This window comes from Planococcus sp. CAU13, assembly GCF_000775575.1.
GTDB lineage: Bacteria > Bacillota > Bacilli > Bacillales_A > Planococcaceae > Planococcus.
On the sequence record NZ_JRGN01000229.1, the window covers coordinates 1 to 26,793 of the forward strand.

Below are 26,793 nucleotides of genomic sequence, written 5' to 3' on the forward strand. Positions count from 1 at the left end.
GTTACCGCATCTGCGGTAGCGGCCTTTTTTTGTTGTATTCATAGAAAGTGGAAATTTTCCTTCTATTATATATAACTAAAAAATGATTATTTCATCCGCAATAAAGAATAAAGATTTATGCAGTAAATTACATGCAATAAGCGGATACGGCAACGGAAAAATGAACCGAGAAACAAATGTAAAAATAAATACTATAAAGTTCCCAGTTATCATTATTACGCTAAAGACTATTCACTCTTGCTTTATGGAGTGGATTCCACTATTATGAAATTTGATTCTTAAGGGAAAATGAAAGGGTGTTCGATTTGGAAATAAATCCATGGTTAATGGTTATCATCATTTTCTCCATCAACATTGTTTATGTATCTTTCTTTACAATTCGGATGATTATGACTTTAAAAAACTATCGTTATTTAGCTGCTTTGGTCAGTATGGTGGAAGTAGTGATTTATATAGTGGGTCTTGGGCTGGTGCTCGATAATCTGGATCAAATTCAAAACTTGGTGGCATACGCTATTGGATATGGCTCAGGAGTAATTGTGGGTTCTAAAATAGAAGAAAAAATGGCATTGGGCTACATCACAGTAAATGTTATTACCAGTGAGCGGAGCCAGGAGCTACCTAAAGCTTTACGTGCAAAAGGCTATGGAGTGACGGACTGGGCCGCAAATGGTATGGATGGAGACCGGCAATCAATGCAGATTTTAACGCCGCGGAAATGGGAATTAAAATTGTACACTACTATTAAGGAAATTGATCCAAAAGCATTTATAATCGCCTATGAACCTAAAACAATACATGGCGGATTTTGGGTTAAGCAAGTTCGCAAAGGAAAATTGTTTAAATGAGCAAGAAAACAATTTGGTTTGAAGTCAGAGAAGATGAGACTATTGAAGACTGCTTGAAGCGTATGCAGGCAGCAGGATATATGGCGACTGGAAGGAAGGAAGAGCCTCTATTTGAAGAAGTGGATGGGGAACCTGTCCCAGTGAGGCAAATAGTGAAATTTAAAGGTGTTAAAATCGAAGAATAACTAAGTAAATTAATAATAACCGAACTATATTATATTCTGACAAATTATTGTTCGGATTTATGTGTTGACTACTAAATAGTGAGTTGTTATGATTAACTAGGAAACCCCATATATGCAGAAGAATTGGCTTCTGCGTCTCTACCAAGACACCGGAATGTCTGGACTATGCGGGAAAGCAACTTATGGAAATGATACGAGGAGTGGGCATACATGTATGCCGCCAGTCTCTATTTCGTTGATTTTGGAGTCCTTAAGTAAACTGCTTTTCACGTAAAAGTGAGCAGTTTATTTGAGGGCTTTTTACTTTTTAAAAGGAGCGATACGATGAATCCGAGAATCGGTGTAATCATGGGAAGTGCAAGTGACTGGGAAACAATGAAAAACACATGTGAGATTTTGGACGAGTTAAATATCGCTTATGAAAAGAAAGTAGTATCAGCTCATCGTACTCCTGATCTGATGTTCAACTATGCTGAAAGCGCAAGACAGCGAGGCTTGAAAGTATTAATCGCAGGTGCTGGCGGAGCGGCTCATCTGCCTGGAATGGTGGCTGCGAAGACGACATTGCCAGTTATAGGCGTTCCCGTGCAATCGAAGGCGTTGAACGGTCTTGATTCGCTCCTGTCGATTGTTCAAATGCCTGGGGGAGTTCCCGTCGCTACAGTAGCCATTGGTAAGGCTGGTGCAGTCAACGCCGGTTTATTGGCGGCGCAGATTCTCGGCACGATGGATGAGAAAGTTGCCGGCGCGCTTCAGAATCGCCGGGATAAAACTGAAAAAGAAGTCCTGGCGAGTTCGGAGGAGTTAATATGATAAAGACGATTTTGCCCGGACAGACGATTGGGGTCATAGGTGGCGGCCAGCTGGGACGGATGATGGCATTGGCAGCGAAAGAAGCCGGATTTAAAATTGCAGTCCTGGATCCGGCAATGGATTCACCTACCGGTCAGATTGCGGATGTGCAATTGATCGCACCATATGACGATTTGGAAGCGCTGGAAGAATTGGCTGCAGTAAGCGATGTGATCACTTATGAATTTGAAAACATCGATGTCGAAGGCTTAAAGCGATTAAGTGAAATTGCCTATGTACCCCAGGGTTCCGAGTTGATCAGAATTACACAGAATCGGGTTGCCGAAAAAGATGAAATCAGAAAAGCAGGCGTTCCAGTGGCTCAGTATATTGTAGCTGAGAGCTATTCTGACTTTTTGGAAAAATGTTCTGCGATCGAATATCCGTTTATCGTAAAAACTGCACGTGGGGGCTATGACGGCAAAGGGCAGCAAACGATAAGAAATCTGGAAGAATTAAAGCTGGCTGAACCGCTTTTCGAGAATGGTGTTTGTGTCGCTGAGCAGTTTATTGATTTTACTAAAGAAATCTCTGTGATCATTCAGCGCAACGGACATGGTGAAACGGCAATATTGCCGATTGGAGAGAACATTCATAAAAACCATATACTGCATGAAACTATTGTGCCTGCCCGTGTGGACGAAAAGACGATAGCCAGTGCGACTGAAGCTGCCAAAGCGATTGCAGAACATCTAAAAATGGTTGGCACACTGGCAGTTGAGATGTTCGTGTTGGCAGATGGCAGTGTGATGGTGAACGAATTGGCGCCGCGTCCGCATAACTCCGGACACTATTCTATAGAAGGAACCAATAGTTCACAGTTTCATCAGCACGTTCGTGCCATATGCGGCTGGCCGCTGCGAAATCCTGAATTATGGGCGAAAACAGTGATGGTGAATGTACTGGGACAGCATGTTGCGCCGCTGACCTCGAAAATAGCGCAATACCCGAATTGGTCAATACACCTTTACGGCAAAGAAGAAGCAAAACATAATCGAAAGATGGGCCATGTCACCATTCTCACAAAAGATTTGGCAACAACCCTGAATGAAATAGAAGAGTCGGGAATTTGGGCTGACAAACTGGAGGAAAACTGATGATAGCACGTTACACAAGACCTGAAATGGGCACGATTTGGACAGAGGAAAACAAATACAAAGCCTGGCTGGAAGTTGAAATCTTAGCTTGCGAAGCGTGGGCGGAATTGGGAGATATCCCAAAAGAAGACGTCGCTTTGATCCGAAAAAATGCTTCATTTTCTGTAGATCGTATTCTTGAGATAGAAGAAGAGACACGTCACGATGTGGTGGCGTTTACCCGTGCGGTTTCTGAAACGCTGGGAGAAGAGCGAAAATGGGTGCATTACGGATTGACCTCAACGGACGTAGTGGATACAGCTTTGTCTTACCTATTGAAACAGGCAAATGAAATCATCCGTAAAGATTTAACGAACTTTATCGAAATTTTAGCGAATAAAGCCATAGAACATAAAATGACAGTCATGATGGGCCGAACACACGGTGTCCATGCAGAACCGACCACTTTTGGTTTGAAACTTGCCTTATGGCACGAAGAAATGAAGCGCAATCTGGAGCGTTTCGAAGCGGCGGCTAAATCGATTGAAACCGGCAAAATGTCCGGCGCGGTTGGAACTTACGCTAACATCGATCCATTTGTAGAAGAATATGTCTGTAAAGAGCTGGGTCTTGCTGCTTCACCGATTTCCACACAGACTTTGCAGCGTGACAGACACGCCCAGTATCTGAGTGTGCTGGCGCTGATCGGTACATCGATTGAGAAGTTTGCGACAGAAATACGCGGTCTTCAGAAATCGGAAACGCGTGAAGTGGAAGAGTTTTTTGCGAAAGGGCAAAAAGGTTCATCAGCAATGCCGCATAAACGCAACCCGATCGGTTCTGAGAATATGACTGGGCTTGCCCGTTTGATCCGCGGCTATATGCTGACGGCTTATGAAAATGTATCACTTTGGCACGAACGCGATATTTCGCATTCATCTGCTGAACGCGTAATCCTGCCGGATGCGACGATTGCACTTAATTATATGCTGAACCGTTTCGGCAATATCGTGAAAAATTTGACGGTATTCCCTGAAAACATGAAACGCAATATGGATTCAACGCTTGGTTTAATTTATTCGCAGCGTGTGTTGCTTGCATTGATCGACAAAGGGATGGCACGTGAAGCGGCATACGATACAGTGCAGCCGTGCGCGATGGAGGCGTGGGAGAACCAAACGCATTTCCGCAAAATCGTGGAAGCGAACGAGACGATCACTTCCCAGCTGTCGAAAGAGGAATTGGACGATTGCTTCGATTACAACCATCACCTGCAGCAAGTGGACATGATTTTCAACCGGCTTGGATTAAACTAAACGGGGGCTATACACATGGAAAAGGGTCAGCTTTTGTACGAAGGCAAGGCAAAACGTTTATATGCAACAGATGAACAGAATATTTTATGGGTGGAATATAAAAATTCAGCTACGGCTTTCAATGGTGAAAAGAAAGCGGAAATCGCCGGTAAAGGCATGCTGAACAATAAAATCACTTCTTTGATCTTCAAAAAATTGCAGACAGTGGGCATTGCCTCGCATTTCGTAGAACAATTGTCTGACCATGAACAGCTGGTCCGGCAGGTTTCAATTATTCCGATCGAGGTTGTGGTACGGAATATTGTTGCCGGCAGCATGGCGAAACGCCTCGGATTGGAAGAAGGCACGGTGCTGAAACGGCCGATCGTCGAATTCTACTATAAAGATGATGCGCTCGGTGATCCGATAATTACAGAAGACCATATTGAAATGCTGGAGCTGGCATCGTCTGAAGAAGTTCAGGAACTGCGTGAAAAGGCGCTTAAAGTCAATAAAGTGCTGACTGGCTTTTTTGAAGAAGTCGGCGTCGATCTGGTGGATTTCAAGATTGAATTTGGCCGGGGCACTGACGGACAGATCCTGTTGGCAGATGAAATTTCGCCGGACACCTGCCGTCTATGGGATAAAGAGACGAAACAGAAACTCGATAAAGATGTATTTCGCCGGGATCTTGGCAATTTAACGGAAGCATACGAACTTATTTTAGCGAAACTGGGAGGACAACATTCATGAAAAAAGTTAAAATCTATGTCACTTTGCGCGAAAGCGTACTGGATCCGCAAGGGTCTGCGGTAATGGGATCTCTTCATAAAATGGGTTACGCGCAAGTTGAAGACGTCCGGATCGGCAAATACCTGGAACTTGTCATTTCAGATGAAGTAAGTGATGTCGATGCTTTGGTGAATGAAATGTGTCAAAAGTTATTGACGAATACGGTGATTGAAGATTACCGTTTCGAAATCGAGGAGGCTGTCTCGCAATGAAATTCGCAGTAATCGTGTTTCCTGGGTCCAATTGTGATTTGGATATGTACCATGCGATCAAAGATGAGTTGGGTGAACAAGCTGAATACGTTTGGCATGATGCAACAGATTTAAGCAGTTATGACGGAATCCTGTTGCCTGGCGGATTTTCTTACGGCGATTACCTGCGCTGCGGGGCGATTGCACAGTCTTCAGCCATCATGGATGAAGTGCGGAAAGCGGCTGAAGCCGGAAAACCGGTTCTTGGCATCTGCAACGGATTTCAGATTTTAACAGAAGCAGGGCTATTGCCGGGCGTATTGCTGCGCAATAAAAACATGAAATTCATGTGCAAAACAGTCGGTCTGAAAGTTGAAAATGCCAATACTTTGTTTACCAGCGAATATACAGAGAGCCAGGAAATCCAAATTCCAATTGCCCACGGTGAAGGGAATTATTATTGCGACGATGCGACTTATGAGCAGCTGAAAAAGAACGGACAAATCGTCTTCTCCTATGCGGATGATTTTAACGGCAGCCGCAATAACATCGCCGGAATCATCAACGAACGCGGAAATGTCCTGGGCATGATGCCGCATCCGGAACGCGCAGTTTCCGATTTGATCGGCGGCAGCGACGGACTGGCATTATTCAAATCAATCGTCAAACAGTGGAGGGAAGCAAATGTCACTCACGCTTGAGCCAACTATTGAACAAGTCAAAGAGCAGAAGGTCTATCGCCAAATGGGATTATCGGACGAAGAGTTTGGCATGGTTGAAGGCATTTTAGGCAGAACGCCAAATTACACTGAAACCGGTTTGTTTTCGGTCATGTGGTCGGAACATTGTTCATATAAAAACTCCAAACCTGTGCTGGCGAAATTCCCGACTAAAGCGCCCCGCGTACTGCAGGGACCGGGCGAAGGTGCCGGAATCGTCGATATCGGCGATGGCCAGGCTGTCGTTTTCAAAATGGAATCGCATAATCATCCATCGGCGATTGAACCTTATCAGGGAGCGGCAACTGGTGTCGGCGGCATTATCCGTGATGTGTTTTCGATGGGCGCGCGTCCGATTGCCATGCTTAACTCACTCCGATTCGGTGAGTTGACGACACCGCGTGTCAAATATCTGTTTGAAGAAGTAGTGGCAGGGATTGCGGGATACGGCAATTGCATCGGCATCCCGACAGTGGGAGGCGAAGTGCAGTTCGATGCTTCTTATGAAGGAAATCCACTGGTCAATGCGATGTGCGTCGGTTTGATCGACCATAAGGATATTCAAAAAGGTGTGGCTTCTGGAGTCGGCAACCCGGTGATGTACGTTGGCGCCAAAACCGGGCGCGACGGCATCCACGGAGCAACATTTGCATCAGAGGAGCTGACGGAGTCGTCCGGTGATAACCGCCCGGCCGTACAGGTTGGTGACCCGTTCATGGAGAAACTTCTTTTGGAAGCTTGTCTCGAACTCGTGAAATCTGATGCACTTGTCGGCATCCAGGATATGGGTGCGGCAGGTCTGACTTCTTCTTCAGCAGAAATGGCTTCAAAGGCAGGTTCCGGAATCGAGATGGATTTGGATCATGTGCCGCAGCGTGAAACGGGAATGACGGCTTATGAAATGATGCTGTCGGAATCACAGGAACGCATGCTGATCGTTGTGAAAAAAGGCCGTGAGCCTGAAATTGTGGAATTGTTCGAGAAATATGGACTTGATGCTGTAACCGTCGGAACCGTGACGGATGATTCAATGCTGCGTTTAAAGCATAATGGGGAAATTGTTGCAGAAGTGCCGGTTGATGCACTTGCGGAAGATGCTCCTGTCTACCATAAACCATCAAGTGTCCCTGCTTATTTCACGGAATATCAACAGATGGAAAACGTCGAGCCGAAAGTCGAAAACTACAGTGAGACGCTGAAAGCCCTATTGCAGCAGCCGACTATTGCTTCGAAAGAATGGGTTTATGAGCAGTATGACCATCAGGTGCGTACGAGCACTGTCGTCAGCCCGGGGTCGGACGCAGCAGTGATCCGTGTGCGCGGCACGAACAAAGGCTTGGCGATGACGACGGACTGCAACTCCCGTTACATTTATCTCGATCCGGAAACGGGCGGTAAAATTGCGGTAGCGGAAGCGGCGCGCAACGTTGTAGTATCGGGTGCAAAACCACTGGCTATTACCGACTGCCTGAACTTCGGCAGTCCTGAAAAACCTGAGATCTTCTGGCAACTGGAGAAAGCAGCAGATGGTATGTCCGAAGCATGTACAATCCTGGATGCTCCGGTAATCGGCGGAAACGTTTCTTTATACAATGAAACAAACGGTACGGCCATTTACCCTACGCCAACAATCGGATTGGTCGGTTTAGTGGAAGATCTTGCGCATGTTACGACGCAGGATGCCAAAAATGCAGGAGACCTGGTGTATGTGGTTGGTGAAAGCTTTACGGAATTCGGCGGCAGTGAATTGCAGAAAATGGTCGAAGGGCGCATTTTCGGCAAAGCTCCTGCAATCGATCTTAAGGTTGAAGCAGCTCGCCAGCAGCAGATTCTTGAAGCGATCCAAAAAGGGCTTGTCGCTTCAGCGCATGATGTGGCAGAAGGCGGCGTAGCGGTTGCACTGGCGGAGAAAGCTTTCGGCAACGGCCTTGGACTGGATGTTACACTTTCCGGTTCAGCCACGAGCGCTCTTTTCAGCGAATCGCAATCCCGTTTCATCTTAACTGTTTCTCCAGAAAACGCTGAGAAATTCGAACAGATTGTAGCAGATGCTAAGCAAATTGGAAGGGTCACTGACTCAGGACAATTGACGATAAAAAGTGAGGACGGATCAGCCTGGATCAACGATTCGGTTGAAACGCTCCGCGCAGCCTGGAAAGGGGCAATCCCATGCTTGCTGAAATCAGAAGCTTAAATGAAGAATGCGGCGTCTTTGGAATATGGGGCCACTCAAATGCAGTCCAGCTGTCCTATTACGGTTTGCACGCCCTTCAGCACCGCGGGCAGGAAGGCGCAGGAATCGTCGCGACAGATAAGAATTACTTGAAGGCATTGAAAGGCGAAGGCATGGTCAATGAAATCTTTACGCCGGACAAAATGGAGGGGCTGAGCGGTACGGGGGCAATCGGCCATGTCCGTTATGCGACAGCAGGCGGCAGCGGCATTGAAAATGTCCAGCCGCTGCTCTTCAATTCGACAACCGGCAGTCTTGCTATTTCTCACAACGGCAATCTGGTCAATGCCAATCACCTGAAAAGCCATCTGGAGCGCCAGGGAAGTATTTTCCAAACGACTTCCGATACGGAAGTGCTGGCCCATCTGATCAAAAGGAGCGGTTACGAAACGTTTGAAGAAAAAGCCAAAAATGCGCTTTCTCTTTTAAAAGGGGCTTTTGCTTTCGTAATCCTGAAAGAAGATGCGATGTATGTGGCGCTCGACCCGAACGGTCTCCGGCCATTGTCTCTGGGCAAACTCGGTGACGCATGGGTCGTTGCTTCCGAAACATGTGCTTTTGACATTATCGGTGCGGAATATGTCCGGTCGGTTGAACCTGGTGAGTTTCTGGTGATAACAGATGATGGTTTGCGTGCGGAACGCTTTGCTTATCCGCAGGAGCGTTCGATCTGTACTATGGAATACGTTTACTTTTCACGTCCGGATTCGGATATCGACGGCATCAACATACATGCTGCACGGAAGCGCCTCGGCAAGCAATTGGCTAAAGAAATACGCATCGATGCAGATGTCGTGACGGGTGTTCCTGATTCGAGTATTTCGGCAGCCATCGGCTATTCTGAAGAAACAGGAATTCCGTATGAACTTGGTTTGATCAAGAACCGCTATGTCGGAAGAACTTTCATTCAGCCTTCACAAGACCTTAGGGAACAAGGTGTGAAGATGAAACTGTCACCCGTACGCCAGGTGGTGAATGGGAAGCGTGTCATCATGGTGGACGATTCCATCGTACGCGGCACTACTTCACGCCGCATCGTCAACTTGCTGAAAGAGGCAGGCGCGACTGAAGTCCATGTCGTCATCTCTTCGCCGCCGATCAAGAGTCCATGTTTTTACGGAATTGATATTTCAACTTCCGGTGAATTGATCGCTGCGAATAATTCCATCGAAGAAATGCGGGAAATCATCGGGGCAGACTCATTATCTTTCCTGTCACTCGACGGCATGGTGCAAAATATCGGCAGAACGGACCCAGGTTCGAACTGTGGGCATTGTCTGGCATGCTTTACCGGCGAATACCCGACGAATATTTTTCCTGATACAGTTTTACCGCACGAAAAAGAGAAAGTGAAATAAGGGGGAACCGGCGTGTCAAAAGCATATGAAAAAGCAGGCGTCAATATCGAAGCGGGCTACGAAGCGGTCGACCGAATGAAATCCCATGTGGAACGCACAGCGCGGCTTGGGATGCTCGGATCATTCGGCGGTTTCGGCGGCATGTTCGATCTATCCGAACTGAACCTGAAAGAACCGGTTCTTGTATCCGGGACGGACGGTGTCGGAACGAAATTGAAACTGGCATTCATGTCGGATCGTCACGATACGATCGGCATCGACTGTGTCGCGATGTGCGTCAACGATATCGTTGCGCAGGGGGCGGAACCCTTATTTTTCCTTGATTATCTTGCGGTCGGCAAAACGGTGCCGGAGAAAATTGAACAGATCGTCAAAGGGGTGGCGGATGGCTGCGTTCAGGCAGGCGCCGCGCTGATCGGTGGAGAGACTGCTGAAATGCCGGGGCTGTATGAAGCGGACGAATATGATATTGCCGGTTTTGCAGTCGGTGCAGCCGAGAAATCAAAAATTGTCACTGGTGAAAAAATTGAGGCAGGTGACAGGCTGATTGGCCTTGCTTCGAGCGGCATCCATTCAAACGGCTATTCGCTCGTGCGGAATATCGTATTTGACCAGCATCAGCTGAAGCTGGAAGAAAGTGTCGAAGGCTTTGAAGATCTGGGGCCGCTTGGCGATGAACTGCTGAAGCCGACGAAGATCTATGCCAGGGCAGTAGCGGCGATTGCCGAAGAAACTGAAATCCATGGCATGGCTCATATTACAGGGGGCGGTTTCATCGAAAATCTGCCGCGCATGATGCCGGAAGGATTGGGGGCAGAGATCGAGCTCGGCAGCTGGCCTGTGCTGCGCGTTTTCGAAATGCTTCAGGACAAAGGCAAACTGACCGACCGTGATCTGTATTCCGTGTTCAATGCCGGCATCGGCTTTGTGCTGGCAGTTGCGGAAGAAGATGCGGAACAGGTGCTGGCTGCAGCCCAAAAGAGCGGCGAACAGGCTTACCTCATCGGTTCTGTTTCCAAAACAACCGGTGTCCAGTTCACAGGTGAACAGGATGGAACCCTCGATGGCCAGTAAAACCAAAATTGCCGTTTTCGCATCTGGAAACGGCTCTAATTTTCAGGCGATCGCCGATGCGGTTGCAGCAGGCAGTCTGCACGCGGAAGTGGTGCTGGTCGTGACGGACCGTCCGCAGGCTTTTGTGGTGGAACGGGCACAGAAAGCAGGCATCGCTTCTTTCGCTTTTATTCCATCGGCTTATGATTCGAAGCAATTGTATGAAGAGATGCTGAAAGAAAAGCTGCAGCAATTGAATGTGGAATGGATCGTGCTGGCAGGCTATATGCGCCTGATCGGTCCGGTGCTGCTGGATGCGTTCGAGAATCGGATCATCAATATCCATCCCTCTGTCTTGCCTGCATTTCCTGGGAAGGATGCCATCGGCCAAACGCTGGCCGCCGGAGCGGAGACGGCAGGTGTCACCGTGCATTTTGTCGATGCCGGGATGGATACGGGGAAAATCATCGCCCAGCAAACATTTGCGGTTGGCGGGCGCGGGCGGGAAGCAGTCGAAAAAGAAATTCATGACATCGAACACCGCCTGTATCCTGCAACGTTGCAGCGGTTATTTTCTCAATAAAACACATCTGCAGTATTATTAGGAGGACGTACCTTGAAGAAGAGAGCATTGTTGAGTGTATCGGACAAATCCGGAATTCTGGAATTTGCGCAGGAACTGGAGCGAATGAATTATGAAATCCTGTCGACTGGCGGAACAAAACGCTTTTTGGAAGAAAATGGCGTAGCGATAACGGCTGTAGATGAAATTACGAAATTCCCCGAAATACTTGGTGGACGTGTTAAAACCCTGCATCCTTTAGTCCACGGCGGTCTACTCGCCAAACATGACGATGCCCAGCATCAGAATGAGATGGCTGACAACGGCATTTCTCCGATTGACATTGTCTGTGTCAATTTATATCCATTCCGCGAAACGATTTCAAAGCCGGATGTTACGGTTGATGATGCGATTGAAAACATTGATATCGGCGGTCCGACAATGCTGCGTTCGGCAGCGAAAAATCATGCTTACGTAACAGTTATCGTCGATGCCGAGGATTACGCTGTGGTTCTTGAAGAACTGCATAGTGACCAAGGAGCAACGACCCTTGAAACGAGACGCCGCCTGGCTGCGAAAGTATTCCGCCACACTGCTGCATATGATTCCTATATTTCCAATTATTTTACAGACCTTACGGGAGAAGAGTATCCTGCACAGTTGACGCTGACCTATGAACTGCAGCAAACGCTGCGCTATGGTGAAAACCCGCATCAGAAAGCGGCATTTTACCGCAGCCCGCTCGGTTCAGAGTTTTCAATTGCGAGTGCCGATCAGCTGCATGGCAAGGAGCTTTCCTATAATAATATCCAGGATGCGAATGCCGCTTTGCAGATCATTAAAGAATTCAAAATGCCGGCTGCAGTTGCAGTAAAGCATATGAACCCTTGTGGCGTTGGGACAGGAGACACGGTTTCTGCTGCTTTCGGTAAAGCATATGAAGCGGACTCCACCTCTATTTTTGGAGGCATTGTTGCGTTGAACCGTGAAGTTGATGCTGAAACTGCTCAGCTTTTGGGAGATATTTTCCTTGAAATCATCATTGCGCCGGCATTCTCTGTTGAGGCAATGGAAATTTTGACCAAAAAGAAAAATATCCGTTTGATGACCATTTCCTTTGATGGTGTAAAAAAGGATAAATGGAATCTGGTTACTGTGGAAGGCGGCTTGCTAGTTCAGCAGCCGGATGTTTATAATTACGAAGATGCTGAAATCACCGTTGCAACCAAACGCCAGCCGACAGAAGCCGAGCTTCAGGCGCTGAAATTGGGCTGGAGCGTTGTAAAGCATGTAAAATCGAATGCTATTGTAGTCTGTGATTCACATATGACGCTCGGCGTCGGAGCAGGACAGATGAACCGTGTAGGTGCCGCTAAAATTGCGTTGGAGCAGGCAGGCGAACGGGCTGATGGAGCAATCATGGCTTCTGATGCGTTTTTCCCGATGGCCGATACAGTTGAAGCTGCAGCAAAAGCCGGCATCAAAGCGATCATTCAGCCCGGCGGATCGAAAAAAGATCAGGACTCCATCGATAAAGCGGATGAACACGGCATAGCAATGGTCTTTACGGGCATTCGCCACTTTAAACATTAAGCCGGAGGGGGCAACACGATGAAAGTGCTGGTTATTGGAAGAGGCGGACGTGAACATGCAATTGTCCGCCAGTTTGCGCGGTCCGCTTCTATCGAAAAAGTCTTCGCTGCACCTGGCAATGACGGCATGCGGCTGGAATCGGAGCTCGTGCCGATAGATGAAATGGATTTTCCGGCACTTGCCGAATTTGCCAAAGAACAAAAGATCGATTGCACCTTCATCGGTCCGGAACAGCCACTCGCCGCAGGCATTGTCGACTTTTTCAAAAGTCAGGGCCTGCGGGCTTTCGGTCCTTCGAAAGCAGCTGCGCAAATTGAAGGAAGCAAAACCTTTGCGAAGGAATTAATGAAAAAATATCAAATTCCCACGGCAGCTTCTGAAACGTTTTCTGAAATTTCTCCGGCTATCGAATTCATCCGTCAGAAGGGTGCGCCGATTGTCGTTAAAGCTGATGGACTTGCTGCAGGCAAAGGAGTCGTCGTTGCGGGAAGTGAAGAAGCTGCAATCGCCGCGGTCCATGATATGCTGGAAGACCATAAATTCGGCTCATCCGGATCGAAAGTCGTCATCGAAGAATTTTTGGAAGGCGAAGAGTTTTCATTTATGTCATTTGTCTATAATGGATCGATTTATCCGATGGTTATATCGCAGGACCATAAGCGTGCCTACGACGGTGACCGCGGTCCGAATACCGGAGGCATGGGCGCTTATTCACCGGTGCCGCAGATTTCAGAAAGCATCGTCGAGGAAACTTTCAGCAAAATCGTTCAGCCGGCAGTCACAGCGATGGCTGAAGAGGGAATTCCTTTTAATGGTATTCTCTATGCAGGAGTGATTGTAACGAAGGAAGGGCCGAAAGTAATCGAATTCAATGCCCGTTTCGGCGATCCTGAAACGCAGGTGGTGCTGCCGCGCATGAAATCGGATTTCGGTGATTTCATGTACGCGATGCTTGAAGGCAAATCATTCGAACTGGAATGGCAGGAACAAGCGGTTCTTGGAGTGGTGATTGCAGCAGAAGGCTATCCGGAGCAGCCGAAAAAAGGAAAAGTACTGCCGAATCTGGCCGGTCTGTCCGGTGTGGATATTTTTCATTCAGGTACAAAAGCCACGAGTGAAGGTTTTGCTGCGAATGGCGGCCGCGTGCTGTTCATTTCTTCGGAAGGTGATTCTGTTAAAGCCGCACAGGAAAAAGTTTATGCCCAGATCAATTCATTGTCGTGGGCGGGTTTCATGCACCGTTCCGACATCGGATGGCGTGCAATGGACTAAAAAAAATGATATACTGTAAAATGACACAAATTCGACAAGAACTGTGTCATTTTTTCTTTCTTCTAAAAAACACGTTACAGAAGAGAGTTGAGGATTTTCAACAGCCCGCGTTTACCTCTATTTACACTCCAGAACAAAAAAATCGTCACGACCCCGAAAACAAAATCAGCAGGGCACTCAAACTCGAGAGGAGCAATATGTATGAACTGGTACGAAAAGTTAAATCAGTATTTCCCTATTGAAGAAATGAAATCGAAAGAGCATATGGATACATTGCTGAAGGAAAAAGGCAGTGTTTATTATAAAGACGAGGGGCCGTATCACGTATTGATGTATGCGGAGTTCCCGAACTTCACATTTGTGGATTACCTTTTTGTGTCGAAAGAATCACGCGGCATGGGAATCGGCAGCAAAACGCTTCAGATGCTGAAAGATAAGAAAAAGCCGATCATACTGGAAGTGGAACCGGTAAATTATGAGGACACCGACACGGAAAAACGTCTCCGTTTTTATTCGCGTGAAGGATTCAAGCATGCATCTTCCATCGGCTATAACCGCCGCTCGCTTGCAACCGGGGAAGAGAACTCGATGGAGATCCTGTACTGGGCTCCGAACAATGAAAGCGAAGAAGAAATTTTTGAAGCAATGAAAAGAATGTATGAAGATATCCACACGTACAAAGACGAACATTTCTACGGTGAATCCTACGACCACGTCGATCAGGTGCTGACGTTCAAGGAAACCGGCAAAAACGATGTTTTGAAACCATTCAATAAACCGTTGAACAATTAAAATCTGGTTGCTGCTGAAACGAGCCTGGAGGGAAAGCATCGCTTTCTGCCTTCAGGCTTTTTTGCCGTTTCGGAGTCCGCCCAGCTGTCAGAATGTTCTATTATTATAGCGGCCTTGCTGTATTTAAGTGGATTGTTATGCTAGTATATAAAGTATTAGTACTGCAACGGAAAGGAGAGGGCTCATGGATAATCCACTCTGGAAAAATAAAGAATTACGCAAACAGCTCAAAATCATTACGAAGGACGAGTCACCGGATCTCGTGCTGACCAATGCCTATTATTTGCATGGCATCTATAAAAAATGGATGACGGGCAATATCTGGATTCACGACGACCGGATCGTCTATGCCGGGCAGGAGATGCCGAAAATCGGCGAAACGACAGAAGTGGCTGATATGTCAGGCAAGTTTATCGTTCCGGGTTACATCGAACCCCACGTACATCCCTTCCAGCTTTATAACCCTCAATCTTTCGCGGATTATTCAGCCCAACTGGGAACGACCACTTTCATATCGGATAACCTGACCTTATTCCTGTCAATGGAAAACGAGAAAGCGTTTTCAATTCTGGATCAGCTGAACGAACTGCCATTTACATTCTATTGGTGGACGCGTTTTGATTCGCAGACAGAGCTTGCAGAAGAAGATCTGCTGTTCACTTCAAAATCAGTCGGGGAATGGCTGGATCGTCCGGAAGTGCTGCTTGGCGGGGAGTTGACCGGCTGGCCGAAATTGCTGGCTGGTGATGATCAAATGCTCTATTGGATCCAAAAAGCGAAAATGACCCGCAAGAAAATTGAAGGGCATTTTCCGGGTGCCTCTGAAAAAACGCTGGCGCGCATGAAATTGCTCGGCGCTGACGGCGACCATGAAGCGATGACGATCGATGAATTGGAAATGCGGCTGCTCCACGGCTATGGTGTGACATTGCGCTATTCATCGATCCGGCCGGATTTGCCGGACCTGCTGAAAGGCGTCATCGACCGGGAACTGAACGTTTATGAAAAATTGATGATGACAACAGACGGCTCAACGCCTTCATTCCATAAAGATGGTGTCATGGACATGTGTATTCGCATTGCGCTGGAGGCTGGAGTGCCGGCGATTGATGCCTATATGATGGCATCCTATAATGTGGCGCGGTATTATAATATGACAGCGATGCATGGTCTGATTGCAACAGGGCGCTATGCAAACATCAATATTCTGGATTCGATCGAGAATCCGGTGCCGTCGAGTGTCATTTCAAAAGGGAAGTGGCTGAAGCGGGACGGAGAAAAAGTGATGGCGCTGCCGGAAATCGATTGGAGCGTTTTACCGAAACTTGAAATGGATTTTGATCTGACAGAAGATGATTTTCAATTTTCGATGCCGTTCGGACTTGATATGGTGAATGATGTCATTATAAAACCGTATTCCGTCAACATCGATACACATGTTGGAACGCTGTCAAAAGATCATAACGAAAGCTTCCTGATGCTGATCGATAAGAACGGCAAATGGCGCGTCAATACACTGATCAAAGGATTCAGCACAGCGGTGGAAGGTTTTGCATCTTCCTATTCCAATACGGGCGACATCATTCTGATCGGCAAAGACCGGAAACAGATGTGGCTGGCTTTTGACGAATTGAAGCGGATGAAAGGCGGCATTGTCCTGATGGAGAACGGCGAAAAAATCTGTGACATTCCACTGGCCCATGGCGGCAGCATGTCGGATTTTCCGATGGAAAAGATCATGGAGCAGGAAACCATCATGAAGAAGGCGCTGAAAGATCGCGGTTATAAACATGGGGACGCCATCTATACATTGCTTTTTTTGCAGGCCACCCATCTGCCTTATGTGCGCGTGACTCAAAAAGGGATTTACGATGTAAAGAACCGGGAAGTGCTGTTTCCTGCTTTCATGAGATGATTTCCGCTACGGTTAGACACGAAAGGACGGTAAGGCCAAATGCAAGTCAATAAAATCCGAGGACCACAAACCGATCAATTGATCGATGCGATACTGGCACTCAAAGACCGCGAAGAAGCTTATCGCTTTTTCGATGATCTTGCCACAATCAGCGAGATCCAGTCTTTATCCCAGCGCTTCGAAGTGGCGCGCATGCTGCGGCTGAAAAAGACGTACGAAAAGATTAAAAATGAAACAGGGGCAAGCACTGCGACGATTTCACGTGTTCGCCGCTGCCTGAATTACGGCAACGATGCGTACGACGAAATGCTCGGGCGGCTGTATCCCGACGAAAAGCCTTTTCAGCTGCCGAAAGAGTAGAGGGCAAACGAAAAATTAAAAGCTGTCCATTAAGTCAGAGTTCGGGCTTAGTGGACGGCCTTTTCTTTTTGTCCAGACTCCAGCGCCCAGCCCCTCGGTTCATAAGCCAAACCAGCTGCCGTGGCAAAAAACGCCGCTCTGCTGATCTGCCTTATGCCTTTTGGTGCTGAATGGGCGCTTACGCTTTTCTTTGTTATAATAAATAGATGAAAATGAAATGAAGTCAGGTGAATTGAAATGGATTATCGATCATGGCGGCATGTGTTCAAATTGGACCCGGCAAAACGAATTTCTGATGAACATTTGGAACGAATTTGTGAATCCGGGACCGATGCCATCTTGATAGGCGGCAGTGATGATGTCACACTCGAAAATGTGCTCGATTTAATGGCGCGTGTCCGCCGGTTCTCCGTTCCGGCTGTTTTGGAAATTTCAACAATTGAATCAGTGACGCCGGGTTTTGATTTTTATTTCATTCCAACGGTGCTAAACAGTGAAGATCCGAAATGGATCAAAGGCCTTCATCATGAAGCAATCCGTGAATACGGGGATTTGATGGACTGGGAAGAACTGGTTCCGGAAGGCTATTGCATCCTGAATCCGGATTGCAAAGCGGCAAGGCTGACAGGGGCTGAAACAGTGCTTGACAGGGAAGATGTGGTGGCGTATGCGAGGCTCGCTGAACATTTCTTCAGGCTGCCAATATTTTATATGGAATACTCCGGTACATACGGCGATCCGGCTTTGGTGCAGCAGGTGGGAGGGCATTTGTCTGATACACGGCTGTTCTACGGCGGCGGCATCGATTCTGCGGAAAAAGCGCAGGAAATGGCGCGGATAGCTGACACAATTGTCGTTGGAAATGTCATTTATACAGATATTGAAAAAGCGATTAGAACCGTCCAGGCGGTTGCGGAAACTAAAGATCAATCGTTATAATAAGAACAAACGTTCGAGGTGGTGCACAATGGAATTAATAACGAAGAACCTGCTCAAAGGAATGAACCCGGAACAGGAAGAAGCGGTCAAAGCGACGGAAGGACCGCTGCTGATCATGGCCGGTGCCGGATCGGGAAAGACCCGTGTTTTGACGCACAGAATCGCGTATCTTGTGCTGGAGAAACAGGTATATCCTTCCAATATCCTGGCGATTACATTTACGAACAAAGCGGCGCGTGAAATGCGCAACCGGATCGACGGTCTGCTCGGCCACGGTACAGGGGAACGCATGTGGGTATCCACATTTCACTCGATGTGTGTCCGAATCCTGCGCCGCGATATCGACAAGCTGGGCTTTTCAAGGAATTTCTCGATACTTGATACTACCGACCAATTGTCGGTTATTAAAAATGTCCTCAAACAGCAGAACCTCGACCCGAAAAAATACGAACCGAGAACGATCCTGAACGCCATTTCTTCGGCGAAAAACGAATGCATCACAGCCGGGGAGTTTGCGGCCAATGCCAATCAGCATAACCCGTATGAAAAAACGATTGCGGAAGTTTACGAAGGCTATGAAAAACGGCTGCAGAAAAACCAGTCGCTCGATTTCGATGACCTCATTATGACGACCTTGACTTTATTCAATAAAATGCCGGATGTTCTGGAATTTTACCAGAACAAATTCCAGTATATCCATGTGGACGAGTACCAGGATACGAATAATGCCCAGTACCAGCTGGTCCAGAAACTGGCGAGCAAGTTCAAGAATATTTGTGTTGTCGGTGATTCGGACCAGTCCATTTACCGCTGGCGCGGAGCGGACATCACGAATATCCTGAGTTTCGAAAAAGATTACCCGAATGCAAAAGTCATTATGCTCGAGCAGAATTACCGCTCAACGAAGCGCATTCTGCAGGCGGCAAACGATGTCATCAAGCGCAATACGAGCCGGTACCCGAAAGAGCTGCGCACGGACAATGACGAAGGACCGGCAATCACGCTTCACAAAGCTTCGGATGAGCGGCAGGAAGCGCAATTTGTCGTGCAGACCATTCAGAAGCTGATGGACGAAGAAGGATATAAAACGTCCGATTTCGCCATCCTTTACCGCACCAATGCACAGTCACGGATCATGGAGGAAATGTTCGTCAAGTCGAACATGAATTACACTATTGTCGGCGGCACAAAATTCTATGACCGCAAAGAAATAAAAGACCTGCTCGCTTATCTGCGTTTGATTGCCAATAACGACGATGATCTGTCACTCGCGCGCATCATCAATGAACCGAAGCGCGGCATCGGGGCAACTTCGTTCGAGCGGATCGCGGGATTTGCGATCGAACAGGACCGGACTATCATGGATGCCCTGCAGGAAGTCGATTTTATGGGCGTATCTCCGAAAATCGCACAGACGGCACAGGAATTCCGTGCCATGATCGCCGGCTTCACTGAAATGCAGAACTACCTGTCGGTCACCGAGCTGGTCGAGGAAGTCCTGAAGAAATCCGGTTACCGCCAGATGCTGCAGAATGATAAAACGATCGAAGGCGAAAGCCGGCTTGAAAACTTGAACGAATTCCTGTCGGTGACACAGGCTTTCGAAAAGCAGCAGCAGAACGATGATAAATCACTTGTGGCATTTTTAACCGATCTTGCGCTGATTTCCGATATTGATTCACTTGATGACGAAGAAGAAGCGGATGGCCCAATCATTTTAATGACCATGCATGCAGCCAAAGGGCTGGAATTTCCTGTTGTCTTTATCATCGGCCTGGAAGAGAACGTATTTCCTCATTCCCGTTCGAATAACGACGAAGAGGAGATGGAAGAAGAGCGCCGTCTTGCTTACGTCGGGATTACAAGAGCAGAAAAAAGGCTATATTTAACACATGCGTCTTCCCGTACACTGTTCGGCAAGAGCAACTGGAATATGCCGTCCCGCTTCATCAATGAAATTTCCGAAGAATTGATTGAGCAGACGATGGCGCAGCACCGTGCAGGAGCTGCCACAAGTTATCAGCAGGCACCGAAGCGGGCAGCAGTAACACGGCCAGCCTATGAACAGTCAGGCGGAGACAAGCTTGGCTGGAGGCCCGGCGATAAGGCGAAGCACAAAAAATGGGGCACTGGCACCGTTGTCGGTGTTAAAGGTGAAGGCGAACAGACAGAACTCGATATCGCATTCCCTAGCCCTGTCGGCATCAAACGGCTCCTGGCCAAATTTGCGCCGATTGAAAAAGTATAGTCGGGAGGTTTATTATGGATCGCATCAAAGCGGAACAGCGGGTAAATGAATTAAATGAATTGCTAGGCACGTACGGACATGCCTATTATGTACTGGATAATCCGATGGTGCCGGATTCGGTTTATGATCAGTTGCTAAATGAATTGATCGAATTGGAAACTCTGTATCCGGATCTTGTGTTTCCGGATTCTCCGACACAAAGAGTCGGCGGTTCACCGATTTCCAATTTTGAAAAAGTGACACATGACCGCCCGATGCTGAGTTTGTCGAACGTCTTCGGGGAAGATGATCTGCGGGAGTTCGATAAACGGGTAAGAAGCGGTGCCGGAAACGCGATAGAATATGTATGTGAATTGAAAATAGACGGACTGGCGGTTTCATTGATGTATGAAAACGGCCAATTTGTCCGCGGAGCAACGCGCGGTGATGGCCGTGTCGGTGAAGACATCACCGTCAACCTTCGGACAATCCGGTCCATTCCGCTGAAACTGAAAGAACCGGTATCGCTTGAAGTGCGCGGAGAAGTGTTCATGCCCAAGAATTCATTCCATAAACTGAATGAGCAGCGCACGGAAAAAGGGGAAGAGATTTTCGCCAATCCACGGAATGCCGCTGCCGGTTCGCTGCGGCAGCTTGATCCGAAAATAGCCGCAAGCCGGAACCTGGATGTCTTTATTTACGGCATTGGCGGGGAGGCTGAAAATTATGGCCTCGAAGACCATGACAAATCCCTCGATTATTTGAATAAACTCGGCTTTAAAACGAATAATGAACGAAAAGTTTGCCACAGCGTCGAGGAAGTTCTGGAATATATTGAATCGTGGACTGAGAAGCGCGGCAAATTGTCATATGAAATTGACGGTATCGTCATCAAAGTAAACCGCTTTCTGCAGCAGCAGGAACTCGGCTTTACAGCGAAAAGCCCGAAATGGGCGACCGCCTATAAATTCCCGGCAGAAGAAGTGATGACGAATCTTCGGGACATCGAACTCAGCGTCGGTCGCACCGGTGCGGTCACGCCGACCGCCATTCTGGATCCGGTGTCGGTCGCCGGCACGACTGTGCAGCGGGCTTCATTGCATAATGAAGATCTGATCAAAGAAAAAGATATCCGCATCGGCGATAAAGTCATTATCCGTAAAGCCGGAGACATCATCCCGGAAGTGGTGCGGGCGCTGGTCGAACTCCGTACGGGTGATGAAGAGCCGTTCCTGATGCCGGAAAATTGTCCGGCCTGTGACGCGGAGCTTGTGCGCATCGAAGGCGAAGTGGTGCTGCGTTGTGTCAATCCGAAATGTCCGGCCCAAATTACCGAAGGTCTGATCCATTTCGTTTCACGCAACGCCATGAATATTGAAGGGCTCGGCGAAAAAGTCATTGAACAGCTTTATCAGGAAGGGCTGATCGCTGATATTGCTGATATTTACAAATTGACGAAAGACCAATTGCTGGAGCTTGACCGGATGGGCGAAAAGTCAGCATCAAACCTGATCGCAGCCATTGATGCGTCACGCAGCAATTCCATGGAAAGGCTTCTGTTCGGCCTTGGCATCCGGCATGTCGGTGAAAGAGCGGCCAGAATTCTGTCCGAACATTTCGGGTCCATGGAAAAGCTGATGGAGGCGTCTCTGGAAGACTTGACGGCGATCCATGAAATCGGTGATAAAATGGCTGATTCCGTTGTCACTTATTTCGACAGTGAAGAAGTGCGCGGATTGGTGGAACGTTTGGCCGATAAAAACGTCAATCTTACGTATACCGGCAGACGGGTGCAGGTGGAAGCGGGCTCCAACGCTTTTGCCGGCAAGAAAATCGTGCTGACCGGGAAACTGGAACAGCTGACACGTTCGGAAGCGACTGAGCGCATCGAAGCGATGGGCGGCAAACTGTCCGGCAGCGTCAGCAAGAAAACCGACCTGCTGATTGCAGGCGCGGAAGCCGGTTCCAAACTCGATAAAGCTCAGGAGCTGAATATTGAAATCTGGAGCGAGCAGCAATTGATTGAAGAATTGAACTAATGAGGAGATTAACAGTAATGAAACGCTTTTGGTGGATTCCTGCCTGCATATTGCTGCTGTCCGCCTGTGTGCCGTCACAGACAAATGAAACGGAAGTGATCGGCACAGAGGAAGTGGAAACAGCCATTATTCCAAGCATGCAGCTGGATGATCAGTTTTACCGGACTCTATTGCCTTATAAACAAAGTGCCACGCGAGGGAAAATCGTTAACCGGATGAATTCCCGCTACGATATTGAAGAAGCCGAAAAAGGGCTGCTTCGCCTGTCCCAAAATCAATTTTCCCCTGATGATTATTATTTTCAGGAAGGGCAGAAAATAACGGATGAAGAAGTCACTGCCTGGCTGGGCCGCTATCATCCGGAAGACAACCCGACCGGCTTGAATGCTGCAGAGGGCGGAGAAGGTGCAAATGCCCCTCCTCAAATACTGGCTCATATCATCGAGCAAAATTATCTTGTAAAAACCAATGAAGACACCATCCGTCTTGGCGGTGTATCTGTCGGACTGGCGCTGAATTCGATTTATTACAGCGAAAATGAGGGCGTTTCCCGTGAAGAGGCGATTTCTCAGGAACAGCTCGATACAGAAGGCAAGCGCATGGCAAACGAAATCGTCAATCGCCTGCGTCAAAAAGAAGGAATGGCGGACATTCCGATTACGGTCGGCCTGTTCAGGCAAAAAAGCCGCAACACGATAACAGCGGGAACGTATTTTACATACGGAGCAGCCCCGGGCGGCCAGAACGCGGTAGCCAATTGGAATCCGATCAGCGAAGAGTATGTGATTTTCCCTTCTTCGAATCCGGAAGAAAAATATCGTGAAGTGGATACGGCATTCAAGAATTTCAAACAGGATGTCGAAGAATACTTCTCGAATTTCACGAGTGTAATCGGCACCGGATTTTATCAGGGAGATGACATCCGCAAACTGCAGGTAGAAATCCCGATCCAGTTTTATGGTTCCGCGGAAGTGATCGGTTTTACACAGTATCTGACCGGGCTCGTCATGAAGCATTTTCCGGAAAATATTCAGGTGGAAGTTGATATCAATTCTATCAACGGAGCGGAAGCGCTGATTTTGAGAAAAACCAACGAAACCGAACCGGTTGTCCATATTTATGAATAGAGGCAGCCGAGATGGCTGTCTCTATTCTTTTTCTCTAAAAAATGGTACGATATAGCGTATGTTTACTGATTTCGGAGGTGTAAGGAAATGGCGAAAATGACAAAAGATGAAGTGATCGAAGTTGCCCATTTGGCGCGTCTGGCGATTACGGATGAAGAAGCGATCCATTTTGCGGAACAATTGGAAGCCATCACAAATGCGATGGAACTTTTGAATGAACTGGATACAGAAAATGTGGAGCCGACAACGCATGTATTGCCGATGGTCAATGTAATGCGGGAAGATATAGCGGAAGAGGGACTGCCGCGTGAAACAGTGTTGAAAAACGTAAAAGAACATGAAGCGGGACAAGTAAAAGTTCCGACCATTCTGGAATAATAGTGAGGGGGGAAACCATGAAGTTTCATGACAAGACAGCTGCAGAATTACAGGAACTGTTACATAGTAATGAAGCAACAATCGCAGATCTGACAAAACAAACGATCGAACGGATCAATCAGCTGGATCCGAAAGTCGACGCTTTTCTGGCGATGAACGAAGAACAGGCGATGGCGAAAGCGACCGAACTGGATAATACACCGATGGATCAGCGTGGACCGTTATTCGGTTTACCGATTGGCGTGAAAGACAATATCATGACAGAAGGTCTGGTTACGACAGCATCAAGCCGCATCCTGGAAGGGTTCAATCCGATCTATAATGCGACCGTTGTTGAAAAATTGCGCGCGGCAGGCATGATTACAGTAGGGAAATTGAATATGGACGAATTCGCCATGGGTTCATCGAACGAAAACTCCTATTATAAAAAGACAAGAAATCCATGGAACCTGGATTATGTGCCGGGCGGCTCTTCCGGCGGTTCAACTGCGGCAGTGGCTGCGGGAGAAGTGCCGTTCACACTCGGTTCCGATACGGGCGGTTCAATTCGCCAGCCGGCAGCCTTCTGCGGTGTCGTCGGCATGAAGCCGACATACGGCCGAGTATCCCGTTTCGGTTTGATTGCGTTCGCTTCGTCACTTGATCAGATCGGTCCGATTACGCGCAACGTCAAAGACAACGCACTCCTTTTGCAGGCGATTGCCGGTCACGATGAAAAAGATTCCACCTCTGCAGATGTGGAAGTTCCTGATTTTGCGGCGGCTTTGACAGGTGATATTACAGGGCTTCGCATCGGTGTTCCAAAAGAATACTTTGCGGAAGGCGTAAGTGAATCGGCGAAACAGGCAGTTTACAACGCACTTGAAGTATTGAAGGAAAAAGGCGCAACGGTGGAAGAAATTTCTTTGCCGCATTCAAAATACGCGCTCGCGACTTACTATTTACTCGCATCGTCCGAAGCTTCTTCCAACCTGTCCCGTTTTGACGGCATCCGTTACGGCTACCGCACGAACAAAGCGAGCAGCCTGCTTGATTTCTATATGAATACACGCGCGGAAGGGTTTGGCGATGAAGTCAAACGCCGCATCATGCTTGGGACGTATGCATTAAGTTCAGGCTATTACGATGCTTATTACAAAAAAGCGCAAAAAGTGCGCACGCTGATCAAACAGGATTTTGACAAGGCTTTTGAGAAATATGATGTCATCGTATCTCCGACAACCCCGACGCCTGCGTTCAAAATCGGTGAAATCATCGATGACCCGCTTACGATGTATGCGAATGATATCCTCACAATACCGGTCAACCTTGCAGGGGTGCCCGCAATTTCCGTGCCGTGCGGCTTTGATGGCGATATGCCGCTTGGCCTGCAGATCATCGGCAATTATTTCGACGAGGAAACGGTTTATCGCGTAGCCGATGTTTTTGAAAAGGCGACAGATTTCCATAAAAAAACTCCTCAATTATGGGAGGGAGCAGCACAATGAATTTTGAAACGATCATCGGGCTCGAAGTGCACGTTGAGCTGAAAACAGAATCCAAAATGTTTTCTCCGTCTCCGGCGCATTTCGGAGCAGAACCGAATACAAATACAAACGAAATCGACCTCGGCTATCCGGGAGTCCTGCCGGTAGTCAATAAAACGGCAGTCGACTGGGCGATGAAAGCGGCGCTTGCGCTGAACTGCGAAATCACCCGCCACACGAAATTCGACCGCAAAAACTATTTCTATCCGGATAATCCGAAAGCCTATCAGATTTCACAGTTCGATCAGCCGATCGGTGAACACGGATGGATTGAAATCGAAGTGAACGGTGAGAAAAAACGCATCGGCATCACGCGCCTGCATATGGAAGAAGATGCAGGAAAGCTGACGCATACCGATAAAGGCTATTCACTGGTTGACTACAACCGCCAGGGCACGCCATTGATCGAAATCGTTTCCGAACCGGATATCCGCACAGCTGATGAGGCTTATGCGTTCCTGGAGAAAATCAAAGCGATCATCCAGTACACAGGCGTTTCCGATGTACGCATGGAAGAAGGGTCTTTGCGCTGTGACGCCAATATTTCATTGCGTCCATATGGCCAGGAACAATTCGGGACGAAAACCGAATTGAAAAACCTGAACTCGTTCAACTATGTGCGCAGAGGAATCGAGCACGAACAAATCCGCCAGGAACAGGTACTCCTGTCAGGCGGTGTCATTCCGCAGGAAACACGCCGCTATGATGAATCGACAGGCAAAACGATCTTGATGCGCGTAAAAGAAGGGTCTGACGATTACCGTTACTTCCCGGAACCGGATCTGGTGGACATTGTCATCGATGATACCTGGATTGAACGTGTCCGCGCAGAGATTCCGGAACTTCCGGATGCACGGAAAGCGCGTTATGTGTCAGAACTCGGCATGTCGTCATATGACGCGATGGTGCTGACGCTGGCAAAACCGATATCCGATTTCTTCGAAGCGACAGTTGCAGCAGGAGCCGACGCGAAACTGGCTTCCAACTGGCTGATGGGCGAAGTTTCCGCTTACCTCAATGCTGAACAGAAAGAATTGGCGGATACGGCTTTGACGCCTGAAGGGCTGGCAGGCATGATCAAATTGATCGCTGATGGCACGATTTCGTCCAAAATCGCCAAAAAAGTATTCCGTGAATTGATCGAAAAAGGCGGCGAAGCCAATGACATCGTGAAGGCGAAAGGGCTCGTCCAGATTTCGGACGAAAACGTTTTGCGTGACTATGTTACAAGCACACTCGATGCCAATCCGCAATCCATTGAAGACTTCAAAAACGGCAAAGACCGCGCTGTCGGTTTCCTGATCGGCCTGATCATGAAAGCGACCAAAGGACAGGCGAACCCTCCTTTATTGAATAAAATTTTGTTGGAAGAAATAAATAAACGATAAAATTATTGGATGGTCCTTTAGGGGCCATCTTTTTTGTCCGGTCTCGGTGTCCAGACTCCGGCGACCCAGCTCT

Annotated in this window: 24 protein-coding genes and 1 riboswitch; all 24 genes read left to right on the forward strand. The window is 47.9% G+C overall.

Features of this window, described 5'->3' with window-relative positions; genetic code table 11:
• The first annotated feature begins 326 nt into the window (after nucleotides 1–326).
• The 24 genes from KW93_RS10735 to gatB all read left to right on the forward strand — a co-directional run bounded on the left by KW93_RS10735 (nucleotide 327) and on the right by gatB (nucleotide 26,720).
• The gene (locus KW93_RS10735) at nucleotides 327–848 is read left to right on the forward strand and encodes a DUF2179 domain-containing protein (RefSeq protein WP_033543035.1); all 522 of its coding nucleotides are present in this window, start codon (nucleotides 327–329) and stop codon (nucleotides 846–848) included.
• Entirely contained in the window at nucleotides 845–1,033 is a 189-nt protein-coding gene (locus tag KW93_RS10740; protein ID WP_033543013.1) for an NETI motif-containing protein, read from the forward strand. The genes KW93_RS10735 and KW93_RS10740 overlap by 4 nt, the downstream gene beginning before the upstream one ends.
• Nucleotides 1,034–1,119: 86 nt before the next feature.
• Nucleotides 1,120–1,219, forward strand: a riboswitch (purine riboswitch).
• Between the two features lie 138 nt (nucleotides 1,220–1,357).
• Complete coding sequence (gene purE, locus KW93_RS10745) at nucleotides 1,358–1,846, forward strand: 5-(carboxyamino)imidazole ribonucleotide mutase (protein ID WP_033543014.1); 489 nt, start codon at nucleotides 1,358–1,360, stop codon at nucleotides 1,844–1,846.
• The gene (gene purK / locus KW93_RS10750) at nucleotides 1,843–2,982 is read left to right on the forward strand and encodes a 5-(carboxyamino)imidazole ribonucleotide synthase (protein WP_033543015.1); all 1,140 of its coding nucleotides are present in this window, start codon (nucleotides 1,843–1,845) and stop codon (nucleotides 2,980–2,982) included. Before purE ends, purK begins: the two co-directional genes overlap by 4 nt.
• Nucleotides 2,982–4,277: an adenylosuccinate lyase gene (purB, locus tag KW93_RS10755; RefSeq protein WP_033543016.1), complete on the forward strand. Its 1,296-nt coding sequence runs from the start codon at nucleotides 2,982–2,984 to the stop codon at nucleotides 4,275–4,277. Before purK ends, purB begins: the two co-directional genes overlap by 1 nt.
• 15 nt (nucleotides 4,278–4,292) lie before the next feature.
• A complete protein-coding gene (purC, locus tag KW93_RS10760) occupies nucleotides 4,293–5,009 on the forward strand; it encodes a phosphoribosylaminoimidazolesuccinocarboxamide synthase (RefSeq protein WP_033543017.1) in 717 nt (238 codons plus the stop codon).
• Nucleotides 5,006–5,260: a phosphoribosylformylglycinamidine synthase subunit PurS gene (purS, locus tag KW93_RS10765; RefSeq protein ID WP_033543018.1), complete on the forward strand. Its 255-nt coding sequence runs from the start codon at nucleotides 5,006–5,008 to the stop codon at nucleotides 5,258–5,260. Before purC ends, purS begins: the two co-directional genes overlap by 4 nt.
• Entirely contained in the window at nucleotides 5,257–5,940 is a 684-nt protein-coding gene (gene purQ / locus KW93_RS10770; RefSeq protein ID WP_033543019.1) for a phosphoribosylformylglycinamidine synthase subunit PurQ, read from the forward strand. The genes purS and purQ overlap by 4 nt, the downstream gene beginning before the upstream one ends.
• Nucleotides 5,924–8,152, forward strand: a complete 2,229-nt coding sequence (gene purL / locus KW93_RS10775; protein ID WP_033543020.1) for a phosphoribosylformylglycinamidine synthase subunit PurL — start codon at nucleotides 5,924–5,926, stop codon at nucleotides 8,150–8,152. Before purQ ends, purL begins: the two co-directional genes overlap by 17 nt.
• Nucleotides 8,128–9,549 (forward strand): amidophosphoribosyltransferase, encoded by a 1,422-nt coding sequence (gene purF / locus KW93_RS10780; RefSeq protein ID WP_033543036.1) that lies wholly within the window; start codon nucleotides 8,128–8,130, stop codon nucleotides 9,547–9,549. Before purL ends, purF begins: the two co-directional genes overlap by 25 nt.
• Nucleotides 9,550–9,561: 12 nt before the next feature.
• Nucleotides 9,562–10,623, forward strand: coding sequence for a phosphoribosylformylglycinamidine cyclo-ligase (purM, locus tag KW93_RS10785; RefSeq protein WP_033543021.1), 1,062 nt, complete (start codon nucleotides 9,562–9,564; stop codon nucleotides 10,621–10,623).
• Nucleotides 10,613–11,185: a phosphoribosylglycinamide formyltransferase gene (gene purN, locus KW93_RS10790; RefSeq protein ID WP_033543022.1), complete on the forward strand. Its 573-nt coding sequence runs from the start codon at nucleotides 10,613–10,615 to the stop codon at nucleotides 11,183–11,185. Before purM ends, purN begins: the two co-directional genes overlap by 11 nt.
• 33 nt (nucleotides 11,186–11,218) lie before the next feature.
• Nucleotides 11,219–12,757: a bifunctional phosphoribosylaminoimidazolecarboxamide formyltransferase/IMP cyclohydrolase gene (gene purH / locus KW93_RS10795; RefSeq protein ID WP_033543023.1), complete on the forward strand. Its 1,539-nt coding sequence runs from the start codon at nucleotides 11,219–11,221 to the stop codon at nucleotides 12,755–12,757.
• An 18-nt stretch (nucleotides 12,758–12,775) separates the two neighbouring features.
• Nucleotides 12,776–14,029, forward strand: coding sequence for a phosphoribosylamine--glycine ligase (purD, locus tag KW93_RS10800; protein WP_033543024.1), 1,254 nt, complete (start codon nucleotides 12,776–12,778; stop codon nucleotides 14,027–14,029).
• 201 nt (nucleotides 14,030–14,230) lie between these two features.
• The gene (locus tag KW93_RS10805) at nucleotides 14,231–14,821 is read left to right on the forward strand and encodes a GNAT family N-acetyltransferase (protein WP_033543025.1); all 591 of its coding nucleotides are present in this window, start codon (nucleotides 14,231–14,233) and stop codon (nucleotides 14,819–14,821) included.
• Between the two features lie 184 nt (nucleotides 14,822–15,005).
• Nucleotides 15,006–16,736, forward strand: a complete 1,731-nt coding sequence (locus tag KW93_RS10810; protein WP_033543026.1) for an adenine deaminase C-terminal domain-containing protein — start codon at nucleotides 15,006–15,008, stop codon at nucleotides 16,734–16,736.
• A gap of 39 nt (nucleotides 16,737–16,775) precedes the next feature.
• Nucleotides 16,776–17,096 (forward strand): YerC/YecD family TrpR-related protein, encoded by a 321-nt coding sequence (locus KW93_RS10815; RefSeq protein ID WP_033543027.1) that lies wholly within the window; start codon nucleotides 16,776–16,778, stop codon nucleotides 17,094–17,096.
• Between the two features lie 237 nt (nucleotides 17,097–17,333).
• Nucleotides 17,334–18,035 carry a heptaprenylglyceryl phosphate synthase gene (locus KW93_RS10820; protein ID WP_033543028.1) on the forward strand — a complete coding sequence of 234 codons (702 nt, stop codon included), beginning with the start codon at nucleotides 17,334–17,336 and terminating at the stop codon, nucleotides 18,033–18,035.
• Nucleotides 18,036–18,063: 28 nt separating this feature from the next.
• Complete coding sequence (pcrA, locus tag KW93_RS10825; protein WP_033543029.1) at nucleotides 18,064–20,283, forward strand: DNA helicase PcrA; 2,220 nt, start codon at nucleotides 18,064–18,066, stop codon at nucleotides 20,281–20,283.
• A gap of 14 nt (nucleotides 20,284–20,297) precedes the next feature.
• Nucleotides 20,298–22,301, forward strand: a complete 2,004-nt coding sequence (ligA, locus tag KW93_RS10830) for an NAD-dependent DNA ligase LigA (protein WP_033543030.1) — start codon at nucleotides 20,298–20,300, stop codon at nucleotides 22,299–22,301.
• Nucleotides 22,302–22,318: 17 nt separating this feature from the next.
• Entirely contained in the window at nucleotides 22,319–23,428 is a 1,110-nt protein-coding gene (locus tag KW93_RS10835; RefSeq protein ID WP_033543031.1) for a CamS family sex pheromone protein, read from the forward strand.
• 87 nt (nucleotides 23,429–23,515) lie between these two features.
• Nucleotides 23,516–23,806 carry an Asp-tRNA(Asn)/Glu-tRNA(Gln) amidotransferase subunit GatC gene (gene gatC / locus KW93_RS10840; RefSeq protein ID WP_033543032.1) on the forward strand — a complete coding sequence of 97 codons (291 nt, stop codon included), beginning with the start codon at nucleotides 23,516–23,518 and terminating at the stop codon, nucleotides 23,804–23,806.
• Nucleotides 23,807–23,823: 17 nt separating this feature from the next.
• Nucleotides 23,824–25,293, forward strand: coding sequence for an Asp-tRNA(Asn)/Glu-tRNA(Gln) amidotransferase subunit GatA (gene gatA, locus KW93_RS10845; protein ID WP_033543033.1), 1,470 nt, complete (start codon nucleotides 23,824–23,826; stop codon nucleotides 25,291–25,293).
• Complete coding sequence (gene gatB, locus KW93_RS10850; protein ID WP_033543034.1) at nucleotides 25,290–26,720, forward strand: Asp-tRNA(Asn)/Glu-tRNA(Gln) amidotransferase subunit GatB; 1,431 nt, start codon at nucleotides 25,290–25,292, stop codon at nucleotides 26,718–26,720. Before gatA ends, gatB begins: the two co-directional genes overlap by 4 nt.
• The last annotated feature ends 73 nt before the right edge of the window (nucleotides 26,721–26,793 follow it).